This is a genomic window from Actibacterium atlanticum, assembly GCF_000671395.1.
In the GTDB taxonomy this organism is placed as follows: Bacteria; Pseudomonadota; Alphaproteobacteria; order Rhodobacterales; family Rhodobacteraceae; genus Actibacterium_D; species Actibacterium_D atlanticum.
Map to the genome: position 1 here is coordinate 245,220 of NZ_AQQY01000001.1, position 16,936 is coordinate 262,155.

The 16,936-nt window shown below is 59.9% G+C and carries 16 protein-coding genes and 2 tRNA genes; 7 read left to right on the forward strand and 11 right to left on the reverse strand.

Annotated elements, in window-relative coordinates; translation table 11 throughout:
• Window positions 1-60: 60 nt before the first annotated feature.
• Window positions 61-1,830, reverse strand: a complete 1,770-nt coding sequence (locus ATO10_RS01245) for a PQQ-dependent methanol/ethanol family dehydrogenase (RefSeq protein ID WP_035246973.1) — start codon at window positions 1,828-1,830, stop codon at window positions 61-63.
• A gap of 211 nt (window positions 1,831-2,041) precedes the next feature.
• Between ATO10_RS01245 and ATO10_RS15830 the strand changes: the two genes are divergently transcribed.
• Window positions 2,042-2,608 carry a hypothetical protein gene (locus ATO10_RS15830; protein ID WP_155886669.1) on the forward strand — a complete coding sequence of 189 codons (567 nt, stop codon included), beginning with the start codon at window positions 2,042-2,044 and terminating at the stop codon, window positions 2,606-2,608.
• Window positions 2,609-2,611: 3 nt separating this feature from the next.
• Here the strand turns inward: ATO10_RS15830 and ATO10_RS01255 are convergent, their stop codons facing one another.
• From ATO10_RS01255 to ATO10_RS01285, 7 genes are all read right to left on the reverse strand, one after another.
• Entirely contained in the window at window positions 2,612-3,034 is a 423-nt protein-coding gene (locus ATO10_RS01255) for a c-type cytochrome (RefSeq protein ID WP_035246975.1), read from the reverse strand.
• Window positions 3,035-3,178: 144 nt separating this feature from the next.
• Window positions 3,179-3,718: a tetratricopeptide repeat protein gene (locus tag ATO10_RS01260; RefSeq protein WP_035246977.1), complete on the reverse strand. Its 540-nt coding sequence runs from the start codon at window positions 3,716-3,718 to the stop codon at window positions 3,179-3,181.
• A gap of 81 nt (window positions 3,719-3,799) precedes the next feature.
• Complete coding sequence (locus tag ATO10_RS01265; protein ID WP_035246981.1) at window positions 3,800-4,591, reverse strand: ABC transporter permease; 792 nt, start codon at window positions 4,589-4,591, stop codon at window positions 3,800-3,802.
• Window positions 4,588-5,310, reverse strand: coding sequence for an ABC transporter ATP-binding protein (locus tag ATO10_RS01270; RefSeq protein ID WP_035246982.1), 723 nt, complete (start codon window positions 5,308-5,310; stop codon window positions 4,588-4,590). Before ATO10_RS01270 ends, ATO10_RS01265 begins: the two co-directional genes overlap by 4 nt.
• Window positions 5,307-5,762, reverse strand: a complete 456-nt coding sequence (locus tag ATO10_RS01275; protein WP_035246985.1) for a cupredoxin domain-containing protein — start codon at window positions 5,760-5,762, stop codon at window positions 5,307-5,309. Before ATO10_RS01275 ends, ATO10_RS01270 begins: the two co-directional genes overlap by 4 nt.
• A 75-nt stretch (window positions 5,763-5,837) precedes the next feature.
• Window positions 5,838-6,797, reverse strand: coding sequence for a YVTN family beta-propeller repeat protein (locus ATO10_RS01280; protein WP_035246987.1), 960 nt, complete (start codon window positions 6,795-6,797; stop codon window positions 5,838-5,840).
• A complete protein-coding gene (locus ATO10_RS01285; protein ID WP_035246990.1) occupies window positions 6,794-7,957 on the reverse strand; it encodes an ABC transporter substrate-binding protein in 1,164 nt (387 codons plus the stop codon). The genes ATO10_RS01280 and ATO10_RS01285 overlap by 4 nt, the downstream gene beginning before the upstream one ends.
• A 179-nt stretch (window positions 7,958-8,136) precedes the next feature.
• Here ATO10_RS01285 and pedF point away from each other — a divergent pair, with 179 nt between their 5' ends.
• The gene (pedF, locus tag ATO10_RS01290) at window positions 8,137-8,814 is read left to right on the forward strand and encodes a cytochrome c-550 PedF (RefSeq protein ID WP_035246992.1); all 678 of its coding nucleotides are present in this window, start codon (window positions 8,137-8,139) and stop codon (window positions 8,812-8,814) included.
• A 16-nt stretch (window positions 8,815-8,830) separates the two neighbouring features.
• Window positions 8,831-9,742 (forward strand): substrate-binding periplasmic protein, encoded by a 912-nt coding sequence (locus tag ATO10_RS01295; RefSeq protein WP_051597882.1) that lies wholly within the window; start codon window positions 8,831-8,833, stop codon window positions 9,740-9,742.
• Between the two features lie 4 nt (window positions 9,743-9,746).
• Here ATO10_RS01295 and ATO10_RS01300 read toward each other — a convergent pair whose 3' ends face one another.
• Window positions 9,747-11,882: a 4Fe-4S binding protein gene (locus ATO10_RS01300; protein ID WP_035246995.1), complete on the reverse strand. Its 2,136-nt coding sequence runs from the start codon at window positions 11,880-11,882 to the stop codon at window positions 9,747-9,749.
• Between the two features lie 142 nt (window positions 11,883-12,024).
• On the opposite strand from ATO10_RS01300, the gene ade reads away from it, so the two are divergent.
• Together ade and ATO10_RS01310 are read left to right on the forward strand one after the other, a co-directional pair.
• Entirely contained in the window at window positions 12,025-13,719 is a 1,695-nt protein-coding gene (ade, locus tag ATO10_RS01305) for an adenine deaminase (protein WP_035246998.1), read from the forward strand.
• An 88-nt stretch (window positions 13,720-13,807) separates the two neighbouring features.
• The gene (locus tag ATO10_RS01310) at window positions 13,808-14,737 is read left to right on the forward strand and encodes a pirin family protein (protein ID WP_035247000.1); all 930 of its coding nucleotides are present in this window, start codon (window positions 13,808-13,810) and stop codon (window positions 14,735-14,737) included.
• Between the two features lie 31 nt (window positions 14,738-14,768).
• Here the strand turns inward: ATO10_RS01310 and ATO10_RS01315 are convergent, their stop codons facing one another.
• The gene (locus ATO10_RS01315) at window positions 14,769-16,070 is read right to left on the reverse strand and encodes a PepSY-associated TM helix domain-containing protein (RefSeq protein ID WP_035247003.1); all 1,302 of its coding nucleotides are present in this window, start codon (window positions 16,068-16,070) and stop codon (window positions 14,769-14,771) included.
• Window positions 16,071-16,107: 37 nt separating this feature from the next.
• Window positions 16,108-16,485 carry a hypothetical protein gene (locus ATO10_RS01320; protein ID WP_035247007.1) on the reverse strand — a complete coding sequence of 126 codons (378 nt, stop codon included), beginning with the start codon at window positions 16,483-16,485 and terminating at the stop codon, window positions 16,108-16,110.
• Between the two features lie 196 nt (window positions 16,486-16,681).
• Between ATO10_RS01320 and ATO10_RS01325 the strand changes: the two genes are divergently transcribed.
• Together ATO10_RS01325 and ATO10_RS01330 are read left to right on the forward strand one after the other, a co-directional pair.
• A tRNA-Asp gene (locus tag ATO10_RS01325) sits at window positions 16,682-16,758 on the forward strand.
• Window positions 16,759-16,785: 27 nt separating this feature from the next.
• Window positions 16,786-16,862 (forward strand) — tRNA-Asp (locus tag ATO10_RS01330).
• The last annotated feature ends 74 nt before the right edge of the window (window positions 16,863-16,936 follow it).

Below are 16,936 nucleotides of genomic sequence, written 5' to 3' on the forward strand. Positions count from 1 at the left end.
TCGCAAAAAGGCGCGCCCGGGTGGGGCGCGCCAATTTATTTTAAGCCTTCAGGGCTTGGATCAGTTGGCGGAGGCCAGCTGCTTGGGCAGCTTGAACGTCCAGACCAGACCACCTTGGTTCAGGTAGTTGACCTTCTTGGCAACTTCGCCACCCCAGAGCGGAACAGCGCCGCCCCAGCCCGATACGATCGAGACATACTGCTCGCCGTCCTGTTCCCAGGTCACAGGCTGGCCAACGATGCCCGAACCGGTCTGGAAGCTCCACAGCTTTTCGCCGGTTTCGTCGTCAAAGGCGATGAACTCACCCTCGGGGGTACCGGTGAACACCAGGCCGCCAGCAGTGGTCATAACACCACCCCACAGCGGAGCGTCGTTCTTGTACTCCCACTTAACTTCGCCGGTGTCCGGGTCGATCGCTTTCAGCGAACCGATGTGGTCATCGTAGTTGGGTTTGATGGTGAAACCAGCACCCAGATAAGCAGCACCTTTCTTATAGGTGATCGGCTCGTTCCAGATGTCCATGCCCCATTCGTTCGAAGGTACATAGAAGTTGCCGGTGTTCTGGCTGAACGCCATCGGCATCCAGTTTTTACCACCCAGGAACGACGGCGATGCAAAGATCACTTCGCCTTTTTTGCCGTCTGCCGAAGCTGCCGGGTTACCCGGACGGTTTTCTTCAACAAAGATCGGGCGACCGGTTTCGTCGATGCCCGAGGCCCAGCTGATGTCTTTAACGAACGGCGTGGCCGAAACAAAGGCACCATCTTCGCGGTTCAGAACGTAGAAGAAGCCGTTACGGTCAGCAGTCGCATAGCGCTTGTTGCCGGATTTGTCGGTGTAGGGAACAACTTCGTTCACACCGTCATAGTCCCAGCCTTCGCGCGGCGTGGTCTGGAAGTGCCACTTGATGTCACCGGTCTGCGGGTCGATGCCCACACGGCTGGCAGCATACAGGTTGTCACCGGTGTTGCCCTCAGCCGGGGTGCCCGCGCCACGCAGATGCGAGTTCCAGGGAGCAGGGTTACCAGCGCCAAACACCAGAGTGTTGGTGTCAGCGTCATAGGAGCCACCCAGCCAGGTTGCGCCACCGCCGGTTTTCCACATGTCGCCCGGCCAAGTCGCGTTCAGCGTGCCGGTCATGGTGCTTTCTTCGCCGTTCAGCGTGCCCATGTGACCTTCGATCATCGGGCGGGTCCAGACCAGATCGCCGTTCTCGGCGTCATAAGCGTAAACCATGCCGACGATGCCGAATTCACCGCCCGAGTTGCCGACAACCACTTTGCCGTCAACGATCAGCGGCGCTGCGGTGTAGCTGTAGCCAGCTTTGTAGTCAGCGATTTTCTTGCGCCAGACAACATCACCGGTTTTCAGGTCCAGAGCCACGATACGGGCGTCCAGAGTACCGAAGTAGAACTTGTCGCCATAGATGGCGCCACCGCGGTTGATCACGTCACAGCAAGGCAGAATGCCTTCGGGCAGACGCGCATCGTACTGCCACAGCTCTGCGCCGGTCTTGACGTCGATGGCGTACACACGGCTGTAAGAGCCGGTGATGTACATAACGCCATCATAGATAAGCGGCTGGGTTTCCTGCCCACGCTGCTTTTCACCGCCAAGGCTAAAGGCCCATGCCGGTACCAGGTTCTTGACGTTGTCTTTGTTCAGGGTGTCCAGCGGCGAATAGCGCTGCAAGTGGCGCCCCATGCCGTTGGTCACGATCTGACTGGTGATAGATTGGTCGTTCTTAATGTCATCTTCGGTCACACCAGCATGGGCAGTGGTGCCCATAGCCAATACGCCCGCGACGACAGTTGCAATGAACCGGTTCATGGGTTCCTCCCGCTACGTCTCTATAGGGTCATGCCAGCCCCGAATTCGCATATTGTCCCTACCCGAATCGAAGGCCTTCCTGACCACTTGAAAGTATTTCCCGCACGGCAATCTGGTTAAATTAGCCAATGGTCGTAGAGCCGTATGCACGCAGATGTGATTAGCCTGCCTGCGCCTGTGTTTTAAGGTGTGTGAAAAGGGGAGGATGACGGTGAAAAAATCTGTATTGTTGGCTTCGGCCGTTGTTGGAACGCTGTTCATAAGCCCGGGCGTAGCTTTGGCAGAGCTTCCCCTCGGAGAGCGCACCGTCTATCTGAAAGCCGAATCTGGCGAGCGCCGCGCCGTGGCCAGCCTGACCTTTGAACAGGCCGGGCCGGACGAAGTGTCTTACAGCCTGTCCGTCGTAGACGATGCCTTCGGGGATTACTTCTTATCCATGCGGCCATTCCAGTGTTTGGAAAGCTCTGAAAAGCACTGGTGCTATGTGCCTTACCCGTATGAAAATAATAGAAAAATAAGCGCCGATGATCTGACCGATCTGGAATATGATCTGCTGTTCATCTGGAAAGGCGCGACAGAGTACGGGATCAATATGTGGAACGGGGTTTACTATGATCTGGAGCTTGCCGACGGCGGCCTGAACGGCGTTCTGTCCGAGATCAATATGGACGTTCTTTCGGTCCCGCCCGAGGCCGGAAACCTGCGGCCGATCCGGTCGGCGGACATCCATTCCGCCGACCCTGACAGCCATTGGCTGCCCTATGTGGTGATCGAGTAGGGTTTACTCGGAAATCGCTTTGGCATCGCGGGTGGTGATCGACGCCAAATAGGCCAGAATGAAGTCCTGCACGGTGCGGTCATCAATGCCGACATGGCGCATTTTGGTGCCGGGCATGAACCCGGCGTTGTCTTCGATCCAGGCGCGCAGGGCGGCTTCGGTCCAGACGATGCCCGAAGCTTCCAGCGCGACGGAGTAATCATAGTCCGGATAGCTGCCTGCGGCGCGGCCGATGACATTGTCCAGCGGCGGGCCATAGCTTTCATGATCGGCATCTACAGCGTGACAACGGCGGCACTCGGCTTCGAACAGCTGGGCGCCGGCTTCGACTTTAATGGTTTCAAAAGTGGCCTCGCTGGCGGTCCCCGGCAGGGCTGTCAGTGCAAAGGCGGCGGCGGAAATGAGCGTTGAAATGGATCGTGTCATAGCGTCCTCCTTGGGTGGCTCGGGCCGATTGTAGGCCCATGCCAGAGGAGCGATTTGACGCTGATCAAACCCTAGGCGCAGAGCGCCTAGTGCTTTAGTCGTAGTTAGCGCTGTCGATCAGCGCAGCCCCCGGAAAATCGCGGCTTAGAAGACCGGTGCGTATTTCCAGTTGTCCGCGTCGGGGGTGACCTCGTCCAGATCATACTCGGCGCCCTGCAGGCGTTTGGCGATGTCCAGACCGGCGCTGGCCGCTTGATCCACAAGTGCTTTGCCGCGATCCAAATCTTGGGCGACTCCGTGACCGCGCATCAGATCAATCCCATAGTTGAACTGACCCACCGGATCACCTGCTTCGGCAGCGCGGCGATCCCACTCGGCGGCGGCATCGGGGTCGTATTCACCCCCCAGACCGTTGTTGTCCAACTGGCTCATCCAGGTCATGGCGCCGGTGTATCCGGCATCGGCGCAGGCGTTGAACACGGTGCGGGCGTCTTCGTGATCACCTTTCTTGGTGATCATATACCCCGTGGCGCAGGTCATCATTCCGACCTCACCGCGCGCGGCGCGTTCGATCTCTTTCTTGATGGTCATTTCTTCGGGGTTCAATTCCCCCAGGTCAGCGTCGATTTCTGCGAATGCTGGTGATGCGGCCAGAACGATGGCGGCGATAAATACGTTTCTCATGGATGTCTCCTCTGCGCGGAGGGTAGCAAAAAAAGGGATTTTGGGCTGTCATGCTAAAGTCTTACGACCGGTCAGAATAGCTTACCCTTTTCGCTTCATCATCCCGCGCGCCGGATCGTACCCCCAAACCGCCAGCCCGATGAAGATCAGCGCCCAGAGTGCCGTCAGTGCCAATGCGCTTGCGTTTAGCTGGCCATAGAGCGCAAAGCGGATCGCCTCGACTGCGTGGGTGAAGGGGTTCAACGCGCAGATATCGCGCAGCAGGGCCGAGCTTTCAGCCATCTTCCACAGCGGGTAAAGCGCTGAGGACAGGAAGAACATTGGAAAGATCACAAAGTTCATCACGCCAGCGAAGTTTTCCAATTGTTTGATCAGCGAACTCAGCGCCAGCCCCAGCGCCCCCAACATGATGCCACCCAGTAAAAGCACTGGCAAAACAAGAAGATACCCGTGCCAAGGCAGGGTGATACCGAACAGGCCTGCGATTAGAAGAAAGGTGTAGACCTGCAGGATCGAAATCGCGCTGGCGCCGATCAGGCGGCAGATCAACAGCCACCAACGGGGCAGGGGGCTGATCAGCAGCACCCGCATCGATCCCATCTCGCGGTCGAACACCAGGCTCAGCGCGCTTTGCATGCCGTTGAACAGCAGGATCATGCCGCACAGGCCGGGGACGATGTAAATTTCGTAGGTGATATAGGTCTGATAGGGCGGGGTGATCGACAGGCCAAGCGCGGCGCGAAAGCCCGCGGCGAAAACCACCAGCCACACCAGTGGCCGCACCAGCGCGGCGATGAACCGTTCGCGTTGATGCACAAAGCGCAGGGCCTCGCGCAGGACGATGGCGCGCAGGGCGGTCAGGTAGGCGTTCATGCCGCGCCCTCTGCTGTGCGGGACAAAAAGTAATCGGTCAGGGCCATGTCGCCGCGCAGATCACCGGCGCGGCCGTTTTCAAGCAGTTGCCCGCGATGCAGGATCAGCAACTGGTCGTCGTCGAACACCTCATCGGCCAGATGCGTGGCCCAAAGCACTGTCAGACCGTCATTTTTTGACAATTCGTGCACGTGGCCGGTGATTGAACGGCGGGCGGCGGCGTCTAACCCGACGGAGGCCTCGTCCAGCAGCAAAACCGAGGGGTTGGCGACCAGCGCGCGGGCGATTTCGGTGCGGCGGCGGTGACCGCCGTTCAGGTTGCGGACGCGCTCGGACGCGCGCTCAATCATGTCCAGACGTTCAAGCGCGGCGTCGATCCGGCTGGCGGCCTCGCGGCCCGACAGCCCGTGCAGGGCAGCAAAATACGACAGGTTCCGGTGTACCGACAGATCCAGATCCAGCGTCGGTTGCTGGAACACCACGCCCATCTGTGCGAGCGCCCGACGCGGATCGCTGGCCAGATCATACCCGGCCACGGTGATGCGGCCCGAGGGCGCGGTAAATAGCCGTGTTAAAAGGGAAAACAGCGTCGACTTGCCCGCCCCGTTGGGCCCAAGCAGCGCGCAAAAGGTACCGGGGTCGACCGCAAAGTCGACCCCGTCCAGCGCCCGTTTGGCGCCGTAATTATAGCTTATATCTGAAACGGTTAGCCCGCTCACTTAATGACAATCTCCAGTCGCTGGGTTTCGCCGGTCGAGCCGGGAACCTTCAGATAGTAGCTGCCGGGCTTGATCGCGACAAACCCGATTTCCATCTCGCCGGCTTCGTCAAATTCGACGCTGTCGACACCCAGAGGACGGATCTCCAGACCTTCGACAACGATCTCGTCGATCCAGATGGCGCGGAAAAATTCGGGGCCAACCAGCGCCAGTTCCTGAGACCCGTCGCCCTGGATTTCGAATTCGTAGTAGGTGCCGGATTTCAGCTCCCACGGGGCATCGGCCAGCGGCATGCCAGCCGACAGGATGATCGGCGGCAGGTCTTCTTTGTTGTCGCCAGACAACAGACCGGCAAGGCCAAAGCCGCTGTCGTCATCATCATCGTCATCGGCCAGAGCCGGGGTCGTTGCAGCCAAAGCCATAGCCAGAATTGCAGGCAAAATACGGAACATGTGTAACCTCCCAAAGTTCCTAAAAGTTATGATGCACAAGTGATGCACATTCCATGCACATCTGATGCATATGATTTATGGCCGGTAAGCGGCGCCCCAGGGGAAGCGGCCGACCTTGATGGTTTTGATCGGTTTGCGCTTGGCGACATCAATCACGGTCACATCGCCCGACACCCCGTTGGTGGTGAACAGATGCGACTTGTCGCCGTTGAAGTCCATGTGCCAGACACGGCGCCCGACCAGAATGTAATCTTCGACCTCATAGGTTTCGGCATTGACCACGGCGACGTGGTTTGACGGCCCCAGCGCAACGAAGACGGTTTTCTCATCTTCGGTGAACTCAAAACCCACGGGCTGCACGCGGTCGGGGTGCACGCCTTTGACCTCGAACTTGATCTTGCCCTTTTCGGCTTTTGATTCGACGTCAAAGATCGAGACGGTGCCGCCGATTTCGGCGCTCACCCACAGCTCGGAGCCGCCAGCGGCGAATTCAGCGTGGCGCGGGCGTGCATCGACCAGCGTGTTGGCGACGATCTTGCGGCTTTCGGTGTCGATCCAATGCGCCATGTTGGTGGTTTCCGACGTGGTGATCGCATAAGCCCCATCAGGGCTGACGGCCATGCCTTCGGGTTCAATGCCGACGTTGATCTGGGCGATCACCTGACGGGTTTCGGTATCCACGACGGTGGTCACCGCGTCATCTTCGTTGGCGATGTAAAGGTGACGGTCATTGGGGTGCAGCACGAACTGTTCGGGGTCTTCGCCCGAGGGCAGGTTGTGCAGCACTTCGCCGGTGTTGGGGTCCATCACCTGCACCGTGTCGCTGTCAGAGGCGCAGATATACACCACCGAGTAATCCTTGGAGAAGGTGATGCCGCGCGGGCGTTCGCCGGTTTCAATGGTACGGGTCACTTCCAGCGTGTCGGTGTCGATCACGCTGATCGTGTCGTCTTTTTCATTGGTCACCCAGATTTCGCCAGCGGTGGCGGGCAGGGCGGTGGTGCCCAGAAGCAGGGCAAGCATCAGATGTTTCATTTGAAGGCCTCACAAGTGCTTTCGGGTTCGTCGATGCCGAGCGTATCAAGCTCGGTGCGTTGGTGGAGATAGCCGGGCAGGGGCGCCTGGGCGACAAGCGCGCGTTCGGTGACCAGCGGAATCGGCTGGCGCAACTGGCCGTTCCACGTGCGGAAGCTTAGCGGGCGGCCCTTGAACCCGGCCAGTTCGAACTGATCCGACAGGATAAAGTCGCGCAGCGTGGCAGGATCGGCCGAATTGGTGCGGGTTACGGCTTCGCCAATGGCGCGCATCGCGGCCCAAGCACCATAGTCGCGCGGGGTCATGTCGCGGGCGGATTGATCAACGAAACGGCTTTGCAGCTGGGCCGCGCCCCATTGTTCCACCACGGGCGCCCACGCCACGGGCACCAGCCCCTCGGAGCCAGCCACCGGGCGGGGCTCCCATGTGTTATAGGCGATGTAGCGGCCAAAATCGTGCAGCTCATCCGCCAGCAGAAGCAGATCATAGTCGCCCAGCTCTTGGGTGAACAGCGGGACCTCTTGCGCCGCGTTGCGGCGCATGTCGGCGTCAAAGATCCAGTCTTTGGTCTTGTCGATTTTCAGGCCGAACTTGGTGGCGCTGGCGTTCAGGGAGTCGGCGAACGTAACGTCATCTGCGTGGGCGCCCTTGACCATCACAAGGTCATCCCAGCGTTTGAACAGCACGAACTGCATCAGCGCATCGGCGCGCATCGCGTTGGACGGCAGGGTGTGCAGCAGATTGGCGCGGCAGTTGTCGCCGCGCAGGTCACTGTCATAGGCCGAACCGTTGAACAGGATCGCGTTCTGGGCTTCGGGCAGGTCGGCAACGGACAGTTGCGACGCCGCCGGTGCATCCAGAATGATATAAGGGCTGCGGGTCAGGGCATCCTGCGCGGCGGCCTGAAGGTCACCGTCCAGGGGAACATCAATGATTTCAAGCGTGTAGTTGTGCCCCATGAAGCCACCCGTGGTGGCATTATCCGACAGGCCCAACTGGGCACCGGCAAGACCGCGGTCTTCGGGGATGGGATCAAGATTGGACAGAACAGGGGGTTGTTCCTGTTCTTGTTTCAAATAGATGACCGGAATGTCGATCTGCGCATACGCCGTGGCCGGTGCGATCACCGCAGCCAGCAACGCGCCGAAAATTCGCCGCACTTTTATATCCTCCCTTAACTGCGGTTTTCCCGCTTGGATTGAGGGTAACCCGACCCTCTGGCAGGACTCTATCAGACCATTGTCGTAGGCCGCATCGCGTGCATCTTAAACCAAAGTCGCGTATCGGGCAGCCCGTCTAAATTGCTAAGAATGCTGCAAGTGAAAACGGGAGACGAGATATGTTCAAATTGCCAATGGCCGCACTGGGCCTGATTGCGACTGCTTCGATGGCTGTAGCCCACGGGGATGTTGCACCGCAGCCGATGAACACCGATGCCCTGCCTGACGTAGGCGAAGAGTGGCTGACCGAAAACCCTTATCGCTCGCAGGGCGATGAAGTTTGGCAGGCGGCGATTGAAATCGGCGATTCCGGCTACAACCAAAACTGTGCCCGTTGTCACGGTCTGGGCGTTGTGTCGGGTGGTCTGGCCCCTGACCTGCGCTGGCTGGAAGCCGAAGAGTACGGCGACGAGTGGTACGCCGAGCGTTTCATCTATGGCTACACCCAGAACGGCATCACCAAGATGCCTGCGTTTGGCGACCTGCTGGGTCAGAAAGCCGCTTGGGCGATCCGCACTTACATTGAGACCCGTCCCGATGACGGTGCTCTGGATGATGCAACACCGCGTCTGCTGGAAATTCGTGATCAGCTGGTAGCCATGGCCGGTGGGGCCGACGGTGACGTAGCTGCATTGCAGGCCGAACTGGCCGGCGTTGCAGAAGGTGTTCAAACCGGCTCGGGCGCGCCGATTGCGGACAGCGTTGCATTCCGGGCCGCAAACCTGATCAGTGGCGACACGCCGGACTTTGCAGGGGCTGCAGAAGCCCTTACAATCGGTCTGGCTGCTACTAACTGATCAGAGACTGAGGCACATGGTTCTTTCGCGATACCGGGTAACCCTACCTTTTCTCCTCGGTGCGTTGGCAGGGCTCTCCTCCCACGCCGCGCAAGCCCGCTGCGAAGACTATGTGCCTCAGCCTAAACCGCAAAATGCCTCGCGCGATATCGTGGGGCAGGATCTGGATACGATCCAGGATCGCGGTTTCATGACATTCGCCGCTTACGAAGATTACCCGCCCTGGTCCTATACCGAGGGCGGTAAAATCGTTGGCGTGGACATTGAGATCGGCAAGCTGATTGCCGAAGATCTGGGCGTTGAGGCGCGGTTCAATCTGGTTGCGCCGGGCGAGGATTTGCTGACCGATCTGCGCAACTGGATCTGGAAAGGCCCCATCGTCGGTGGCGCGGTCGTCAACGTGATGTTGCATGTTCCCTATGACAGCGAGTTCGCCTGTCGGGTTGAGCAAGTGGTGTTCACCGGCCAGTACCACCAAGAACAGATCGCCATTGCCTATCGCAAGGATGACTACCCCGATGAAAAGCCGATCCCGGCTTATTTCCGGTTCGATACCGTAGGCGTTGAAAACGATTCCATCGCAGATTTCTATTTGTCGGCCTTTCCGGGCGGGCAGTTGTCGGGCAATGTGACCCGCTATCCGACCATGACCGAAGCGATGGAAGGGCTGGACCAAGGCGCCACCATGGCTGCCATGGGCCCCTTGGCCGAGTTGGAGTTCGGCCTGACAGAAAATACCGATGTCCACACGCCGCCGTTGCCCGGCTTTGCCGTGGGTAAATGGACCGCCGGGGTGGGCGTGCATTTCGCCTATCGCCCCTTGGCCTATGCAGTGGGGGATGCGATTTACGCCGGCTTGCAGGACGGGCGGATCGAGCAGATTTTCACCGATTTCGGTCTGACACACACCCCGCCAGAGTTTCAGTAAACGCTTACTCGGCGGGTTCCATCCCGCCGGTCAGGTCCGGCATATCAGGGCGCGTTGCGGTTGCGGCGCGCTTTCTTTGTGCCTGTTTGGCAGCGATGATCAGGGGTACGCAGCGGGACTCGTCATCATGGATGGTGACGCAGTCAAGGCATTGGAAACATTCGGAATACTTGATTTCTCCGGTCTTTTTAATGGCGCCATAGTTGCAGCTGACCTTGCACAGCTGACAGGGCGAGCCACACTCCGCGCGCCGCGCGATCCAGTCGCGCCCGCGCAGCAAGCCGCCAATGGCCATGACCGCGCCCAAGGGGCAGACATAGCGGCAGAAGCCTTTGAACAGCACCATCGCCAGAAGCAGCCAGAATACGGCATAGGCCACGTAGTACCATTCGCGGATAAAGAAGGTGGTGATGGCGGTTTTAAAGGGTTCGACCTCGGCCGCTTTGTCGACGGCAGAGGGGGCGAAGAACACCACGCCGACAAGCGCCGCCAGCACCACGTATTTCAGCGGGCGCAGGCGTTTGTCCCAGCTGTCTGAAACCTCAAGCTGGGGCAGTTTCAGGAAGCGGCCGATGTGGTGGGCGAATTCCTGCAGCGCGCCAAAGGGGCAGAGCCAGCCACAGAACAGCCCGCGGCCCCAAAGGACAAAGCCGATGATCGTTACGCCCCAGATCAGCAGCGAAAACGGATCATAGAGCAAGAACGCGTAAGAGCCGCCATCGAGCGCCGTGCGAAGGGTCGCCAGCGGGGTCACGATCGACAGCTGGCCTTGCCCCCACCAGCCGACAAACACGGTCATCAGGGCCAGCAGGGTCAGGCGATAGGGGGTGAATTGTGCCTGTGCGGCAAACCGGTTCATCCCCGGCCCCAGCAGCGCCAGCAGGGGCAGCAGGGCGACGCCCATAATGATCAGGTCTGTCTGGCGGTTGCGCAACGCTTCGAGCCAGGGCGGGGCGGGTTTGATCTGAACGGGGCGCGAGAAGAAGCGCTCATCCGTGACATGGGGGATCTCGATCACCTGCGTGCCGACTTCGGGCTGGAAAATGCCGTGGTTGCGTTTGGCGATGACTTCCAGAACCCACTCACGCGCCGGGTCAAACCCCAGCCGCCGGTCTGTGCGCAGGATCATCGCGGTGCCGTCATGCAGCGCGTCGGGCAGGGCGTCGGACAGTTCGACGAACAGGTCGGAATCGCGCAGGGCGACCGGAAAGCCATCCTGATTGGCGCCGATCAGATCGGGCGCGGTGTTGCGCACGAAATCCGGGCCGACCAACCCATGACGGGCGGTTTCGATCAACAACAGCGGTTCGTCATTGGTTGAGATGGTCAGGAAGTTCTGAAGCTCGGCAAACCCGTCGTCTGACAGCACGGCCCGCGCAATAGAGGGCGGGCCCAGATCAACCACCCAGATGTCCAGATAGGGGTCTTGCGGATTGTCTGTGGCCTCGGGGTCGTCATCCGACCACAGGGTTCCTGCGAAAGCTGCATCGACTTCGGCGTTGGTCACCACGTGGCGTTTGGCCAGCCCCTGATCGACCAGATCTTCCCATGTCAGCTTTTCGCTGTAGTCGCGGTTCGGGTGGGCCGGAGGCTCGGTCGACAGGCCTTCCATCTTATCGCGGGCCACGGCAAGGGCGGCGGCCATCACCGATTCATGCGCGATCCGGACCGAAGCCGTCGCCTTGGTCACCCCGTCCAGATAGACCGGCCCCACCGCAGAGCCATCGCCATAGGGCGTACCCACCACAATCGACGAAGATATCGACAGGCCCGGATATTGTTCAAAGAAATTGTGGAAGGGGGCTTCGCCCAGACCCGAGACGAAAATCGGCTCGTTATGTTCGATCAGGCGGACGTTCAGGAATTTGCCTTCCAGATCCAGTGTGACAAGCACATTGATCGGCGCCCCGGAAAAGCCGGGCAGGGGGGCGAAGGGCAGGGTTTCGAACACATAGCCTGCCTCGGCCCCGCCCGAGTTCAGCAGCTGATGCACACCCTTGTCATTCAACGGTTCCCCGACCGAAAAAGGCGGCATGACATATTCCCCCATTTCCGCGCGGGTCATGGGGTCGGCATGGAGCAGCGTGACGGTGACGAGCCAGAGCAGGGCACCGGCGAGAAGCTTCAGGACAGTATTCATTGGCGAAGCCTATTGCGCTGTTTGAATGTGACCTATGCGACCTTGGTCTGAAAATGCCTGCCCTATGGGCAGGACACGAAAACGTGAGCCAAACCTTGCGGCCCGGCTTGCGGCCTGCGACGGTGGGGCAGGAGGCATATGTATGGCGGATTTGGCGGCGAAGATTGATCAGGCGGCGGGGCGTGTGCCCGCAGATTTGGTGTTGCGCGGTGGTCAGGTGTTTGACCTTGTCACCGGTGCGTTGATCCCGGGCGATGTGGCGATCTGCGGCGATACGATCGTCGGCATCGGGGCGGGCTATGAGGGCGCGCGCGTGGTGGATGTCAGCGGCATGACCTTGGTGCCCGGTTTCATTGATACCCATCTGCATGTCGAGAGCTCTCTGGTTACCCCGTTTGAGTTTGACCGCTGCGTTGGCCCGCGCGGCGTGACCACGGCCATTTGTGATCCGCATGAGATCGCCAATGTGATTGGCGTGCCGGGGATTGAATATTTCCTTGAGGCCTCGGCCCGGACGTTGATGGATATTCGGGTGCAGCTGTCGTCTTGTGTGCCGTCAACCGACATGGAAACCGCTGGCGCCGCCATCGGGGCCGATGAACTTGCGGCGCTGAAAGATCATCCGCGCAGCTGTGGCTTGGCCGAGTTCATGAACTACCCCGGTGTGATCTACAAAGACCCCGGCGTGATGGCGAAACTGGAGGCCTTTGAGGGGCGCCATATTGATGGCCACGCGCCGCTGTTGGGCGGGCGCGACCTGAACGCTTATGTCAGCGCGGGCATTCGTACCGAACACGAGGCCACCAGCGCCGAGGAAGCGCGCGAGAAGTTGCAAAAGGGGCTTCGGGTGCTGATCCGCGAAGGCTCTGTCAGTAAGGATATGCTGGCGCTGCAGCCGCTTTTAACAGATATTACAGCGCCTTACATGTGCCTGTGCACGGACGACCGCAACCCGCTGGACATTGCCGAACACGGCCATCTGGATTTCATGATCCGCAGCCTGATTGCGCTGGGCTGTTCGCCCCTGGCTGTCTATCGCGCCGCCAGCCTGTCGGCGGCCGAGGCCTTCGGGCTGAAAGATCGCGGCCAGATCGCGCCGGGCAAACGGGCCGATATCGTGGTGCTGCCTGATCTGGCTGATTGTCGCGCTGAACGGGTTTTCTGCGGCGGGGTGGAAATGACCGACGCGGCCTTTGCCGCGCGCGATCTGATAGATCCAATCGGGCGCCACTCTGTCAAAGCTCCAACCGTGCAGGCCAGTGATTTTCGCAGCATCGGCAACCGTGACACCCGCGATGTGATCGGAATTTTGCCGGGCAAGATCATCACCGAACATTTGCATGAAGAGATCGCCGTGGTCGATGGCGACCAGCGCCCGGATGTGACGCGTGATCTGATCAAGATCGCGGTCATCGAGCGCCACGGCAAAAACGGCAACATCGCAACCGGTTTTGTGAAGGGCTTTGGTTTGCAACGCGGGGCGATTGCCTCAACCGTTTGCCACGACCATCACAACATCGCGGTGGTCGGTGCCGACTATGAGGACATGGCGCTGGCGGCGAACCGCTTGGGAGAGATCGAGGGCGGTTTTGTTGTGGTCGAGGGTGGCAAGGTTCTGGCCGAGCTGGCCTTGCCCGTGGCGGGCCTGATGAGCCTGAACCCGTTTGAACAGGTCGAGGCTGACCTGCGCGTGCTGCGCGATGCGGCGCTGGGGCTGGGTGTGGTGCTGGAAGAGCCCTTCCTGCAGCTGGCGTTTTTGGCGCTGCCGGTGATCCCGGCGCTGAAAATCACCGATCGCGGATTGGTGGATGTGACCAAGTTTGAGATTATTCCTTAGACTGTGCGAATTTGCACAACTTGTATCCATGTATTGGGGTTTTGTGCGATTTTTGTTGCGCTATTCTTTCAGGTAAGGAGGCACGCTTATGTGGAACCCATTGCTTGATATTCACACCCCCATTGGCGATCAGGTGGACCTGATTGACCAGATTATCATCCCCCGCGCCCGTGATCTGGGCGGGTTTGAGGTGCGGCGTGCCTTGCCTTCGGTGGGGCGTAAGATGGTCGGGCCGTTCATCTTTTTTGATCACATGGGCCCCGCCGAGTTTCTGACTGGCGAAGGCATTGACGTGCGCCCGCATCCGCATATCGGGCTGGGCACGGTGACCTATCTGTATAAAGGCCGTCTGCATCACCGCGACAGCCTTGGCCATGATCGCTGGATTGAACCGGGCGCGGTGAATTGGATGGTCGCGGGCCATGGCATCACCCATTCCGAACGCACCGATGACAACATCCGTCCTTTAGAGATGCTGGGCATTCAAACATGGATGGCCCTGCCCAAGACACATGAGGACATGGCGCCCAGTTTTGAACACACGGCCAAGGCTGATTTGCCCGTGCTGGAAGGCGAGGGCAAAACTCTGCGTGTGATTTTGGGTCATGCCTACGGCGCGCAGGCGCCAGTGAAGGTGCTGTCAGAAACGCTCTATGCCGATGCCGATCTGGCGCCGGGGGCCAAGCTGCCTTTGCCCGACGATCACGAGGACCGTGCGGTTTACGTGATGCACGGGTCGATCTCGGTCGCGGGGGAAAGCTATGACCCCGGTCAGATGCTGATCTTTCGGCCCGGTGATGCGATCACCGTGCAGGCGGGTGACCGGGGCGCGCGGCTGATGCTGCTGGGCGGGGCCACGATGGATGGACCGCGCCATATTTGGTGGAATTTCGTGGCCTCGAGCAAAGAACGCATCGAGGCCGCGAAAGAAGCATGGCGCGCGGGCGATTGGGCCCACGGCCGGTTTCAATTGCCGCCGGGGGATGACCAAGACTGGATTCCGGCGCCCAAGGTGTGAAAGGGGGCGCAGAACGCGCCCCCGATCCGGTTTAGGCAGTCTGTGCCTGAAACCAGCCCAGCCGTTTGAACACCAGCCAGTCCAGTACCAAGGCCAGCACCAATGACGCCCCCATCAGAGGCAGGAAAATCATCAAACCGATGATCAAAATGCCCATGCCGCTCGACAGCGCCGCCGTGGGTGCGGCAGGCACGCCCAGCGTCCCTTTGGGGCGACGTTTCCACCACGCCACGAACCCGGTCACGGACAAGGCTACGCCCAACAGAGCAGCCAGCGTGTTTTGAACAAGGTTCGCGATGCCGTAAAGCTCGCCCTGATGGAACGAAATGCCCAGCGAGACGGTTTTGGCCACGGCGGGGTTGTCACTGAATTCATGCCGTTTCAGAACATCGCCGCTGTATTGGTCGATGATCAGTTCTGTTTGTTCGAACCGGTTGCGGCTGGCGGACCGAATCCAATAGGCGGCTTTGTTATTCTTGGGGGGGCGCAGTTCATAGGGGGCGACAAGCCCTTGGGCACGGGCGATGTCAAAAACCGTCTCGGCCGGGATCGTGTCTCCGCTTTGGGCGACTGAGTTGGGCACGCCGCCGCCAAAGCGCAGGCTTTTGGATTTCTGGCCGGTTTGCTCTTGCACATAGGACAGGCCGCCGCCCCACACGTCGGTCCACGGCAGGCCCGAGGCCAGCAAGGGCATGATCAGCACAAAGGCCAAGCCCCCCACCAACAAATGCGCCTGACGCCACCACGGGCGGCCCGCACCACGGGGCAGGGACAGCACATCGCGCCAGCGCCGTTCCCCACGCGGCCACCACAGATAGATACCTGTGATAAACATGACGATGGCCCAATGGGCGGCCAGTTCGACGAATTTGGTGCCGATGCTACCCCCCAGCAGCGCGCCGTGGATGTTTTTTACCACCCGCATCGCGGTGTCCTCGCGCGGGGTGATGGCCAGCACATCTGCCGTATAGGGATTCACCCAAGCGTAGGAGCGGGTTTTGTCGGCGTCGTTGAACTCGATCAACGTGGTGCGGCCGGGGCGGTCTTCGGTGGTGATTCCGCGCAGGCGGGTGATGCCAGCACTTTCACGAACTGCATCGATTTGGGCGGCATAGGGCAGGGCGGGGCCGGTGATTTCGACGTTCAGCCGGTCGGCGTAAAGCCATTCCTCGATCTGCGGTTTGAAAAGATAGATACCGCCGGTGATCGATAAGATCAGCATGAAGGGCAGCACGTAGAGCGACGCCAGAAAGTGCCATTTCCAGACAAGGCGATAGAAAGCGCCAGCGCTGAGCTTGGACTCAGGCTGCGCCGACAGATGTGTATCGGTCATAAGTTTTTCCTGTGATTTCAGTAAGGTTTGTGAAGGGTCACAAAATCACAGGTGGGGCACGGCTGGGATTGGGGCGCGCGAAGGCGGTTGCGCGCGCAAGGGGGGAGGTCTTGATGGCGAACAGCCGGGCCTGCGGCAGTTCAAGCGCACGCCACAGAGGAATTTGCGCGGGTGCGGCCTGCAGAAGGTCGGACAGGACACAAGGAGCCGCGCCGATTTGCTGAGGTTCTATGGGGGTGCCATCGGGCGCAAGGGTCAGGGTGATCATTTCAGCCCCGGTGCAGATCACCACGCTGGTGAAGCCGGGCATCACAAAGATCAGGGCCGCGCTGATTTTCGGCGCAACAACGCCCAGCATCACGGCGCACAGAATCCCTGCACGCAGCGCCGACAGTATGGTTTTCCGGATCTTCATGCGGTTTTTAAGCACCCAGCCCCTGTTTGGGCCAAAGTAAGAGTTTGGCTGAAAGGAGCAACCCGGTTTGGGCCACAACCGGTGCGTCATGCGGTCTCAAAAAGAAAAGCGATTAATTTTGTCTTCTCCCGCTTGACGCGCCCGCGCCGCAGTCATAGAACCCCCCTCACGCCGGGCCAAGCCCGGGGCGATTAGTGCGGTTGTAGCTCAGATGGTTAGAGTACCGGCCTGTCACGCCGGGGGTCGCGGGTTCGAGCCCCGTCAACCGCGCCACTAATCCCCCGAATGCCCTGCTGCTACGCGGTTGTAGCTCAGATGGTTAGAGTACCGGCCTGTCACGCCGGGGGTCGCGGGTTCGAGCCCCGTCAACCGCGCCACTTTCAGATTTCTGACACGTCAATGCCCGCCCTTTTGGGGCGGGTTTGATGTGTTTGAAGGCCTTGTTTGCGGC

What these genes read in the sequence shown, in the direction of transcription:
- ATO10_RS01265 (WP_035246981.1), bottom strand. Translation starts at nt 4,591, where the DNA reads ATGAACGCCTACCTGACCGCCCTGCGCGCCATCGTCCTGCGCGAGGCC.
- ATO10_RS01260 (WP_035246977.1), bottom strand. Translation starts at nt 3,718, where the DNA reads ATGAGAAACGTATTTATCGCCGCCATCGTTCTGGCCGCATCACCAGCA.
- ATO10_RS01255 (WP_035246975.1), bottom strand. Translation starts at nt 3,034, where the DNA reads ATGACACGATCCATTTCAACGCTCATTTCCGCCGCCGCCTTTGCACTG.
- ATO10_RS01310 (WP_035247000.1), top strand. Translation starts at nt 13,808, where the DNA reads ATGTGGAACCCATTGCTTGATATTCACACCCCCATTGGCGATCAGGTG.
- ATO10_RS01320 (WP_035247007.1), bottom strand. Translation starts at nt 16,485, where the DNA reads ATGAAGATCCGGAAAACCATACTGTCGGCGCTGCGTGCAGGGATTCTG.
- ATO10_RS01300 (WP_035246995.1), bottom strand. Translation starts at nt 11,882, where the DNA reads ATGAATACTGTCCTGAAGCTTCTCGCCGGTGCCCTGCTCTGGCTCGTC.
- ATO10_RS01245 (WP_035246973.1), bottom strand. Translation starts at nt 1,830, where the DNA reads ATGAACCGGTTCATTGCAACTGTCGTCGCGGGCGTATTGGCTATGGGC.
- pedF (WP_035246992.1), top strand. Translation starts at nt 8,137, where the DNA reads ATGTTCAAATTGCCAATGGCCGCACTGGGCCTGATTGCGACTGCTTCG.
- ATO10_RS01315 (WP_035247003.1), bottom strand. Translation starts at nt 16,070, where the DNA reads ATGACCGATACACATCTGTCGGCGCAGCCTGAGTCCAAGCTCAGCGCT.
- ATO10_RS01280 (WP_035246987.1), bottom strand. Translation starts at nt 6,797, where the DNA reads ATGAAACATCTGATGCTTGCCCTGCTTCTGGGCACCACCGCCCTGCCC.
- ATO10_RS01295 (WP_051597882.1), top strand. Translation starts at nt 8,831, where the DNA reads ATGGTTCTTTCGCGATACCGGGTAACCCTACCTTTTCTCCTCGGTGCG.
- ade (WP_035246998.1), top strand. Translation starts at nt 12,025, where the DNA reads ATGGCGGATTTGGCGGCGAAGATTGATCAGGCGGCGGGGCGTGTGCCC.
- ATO10_RS01275 (WP_035246985.1), bottom strand. Translation starts at nt 5,762, where the DNA reads ATGTTCCGTATTTTGCCTGCAATTCTGGCTATGGCTTTGGCTGCAACG.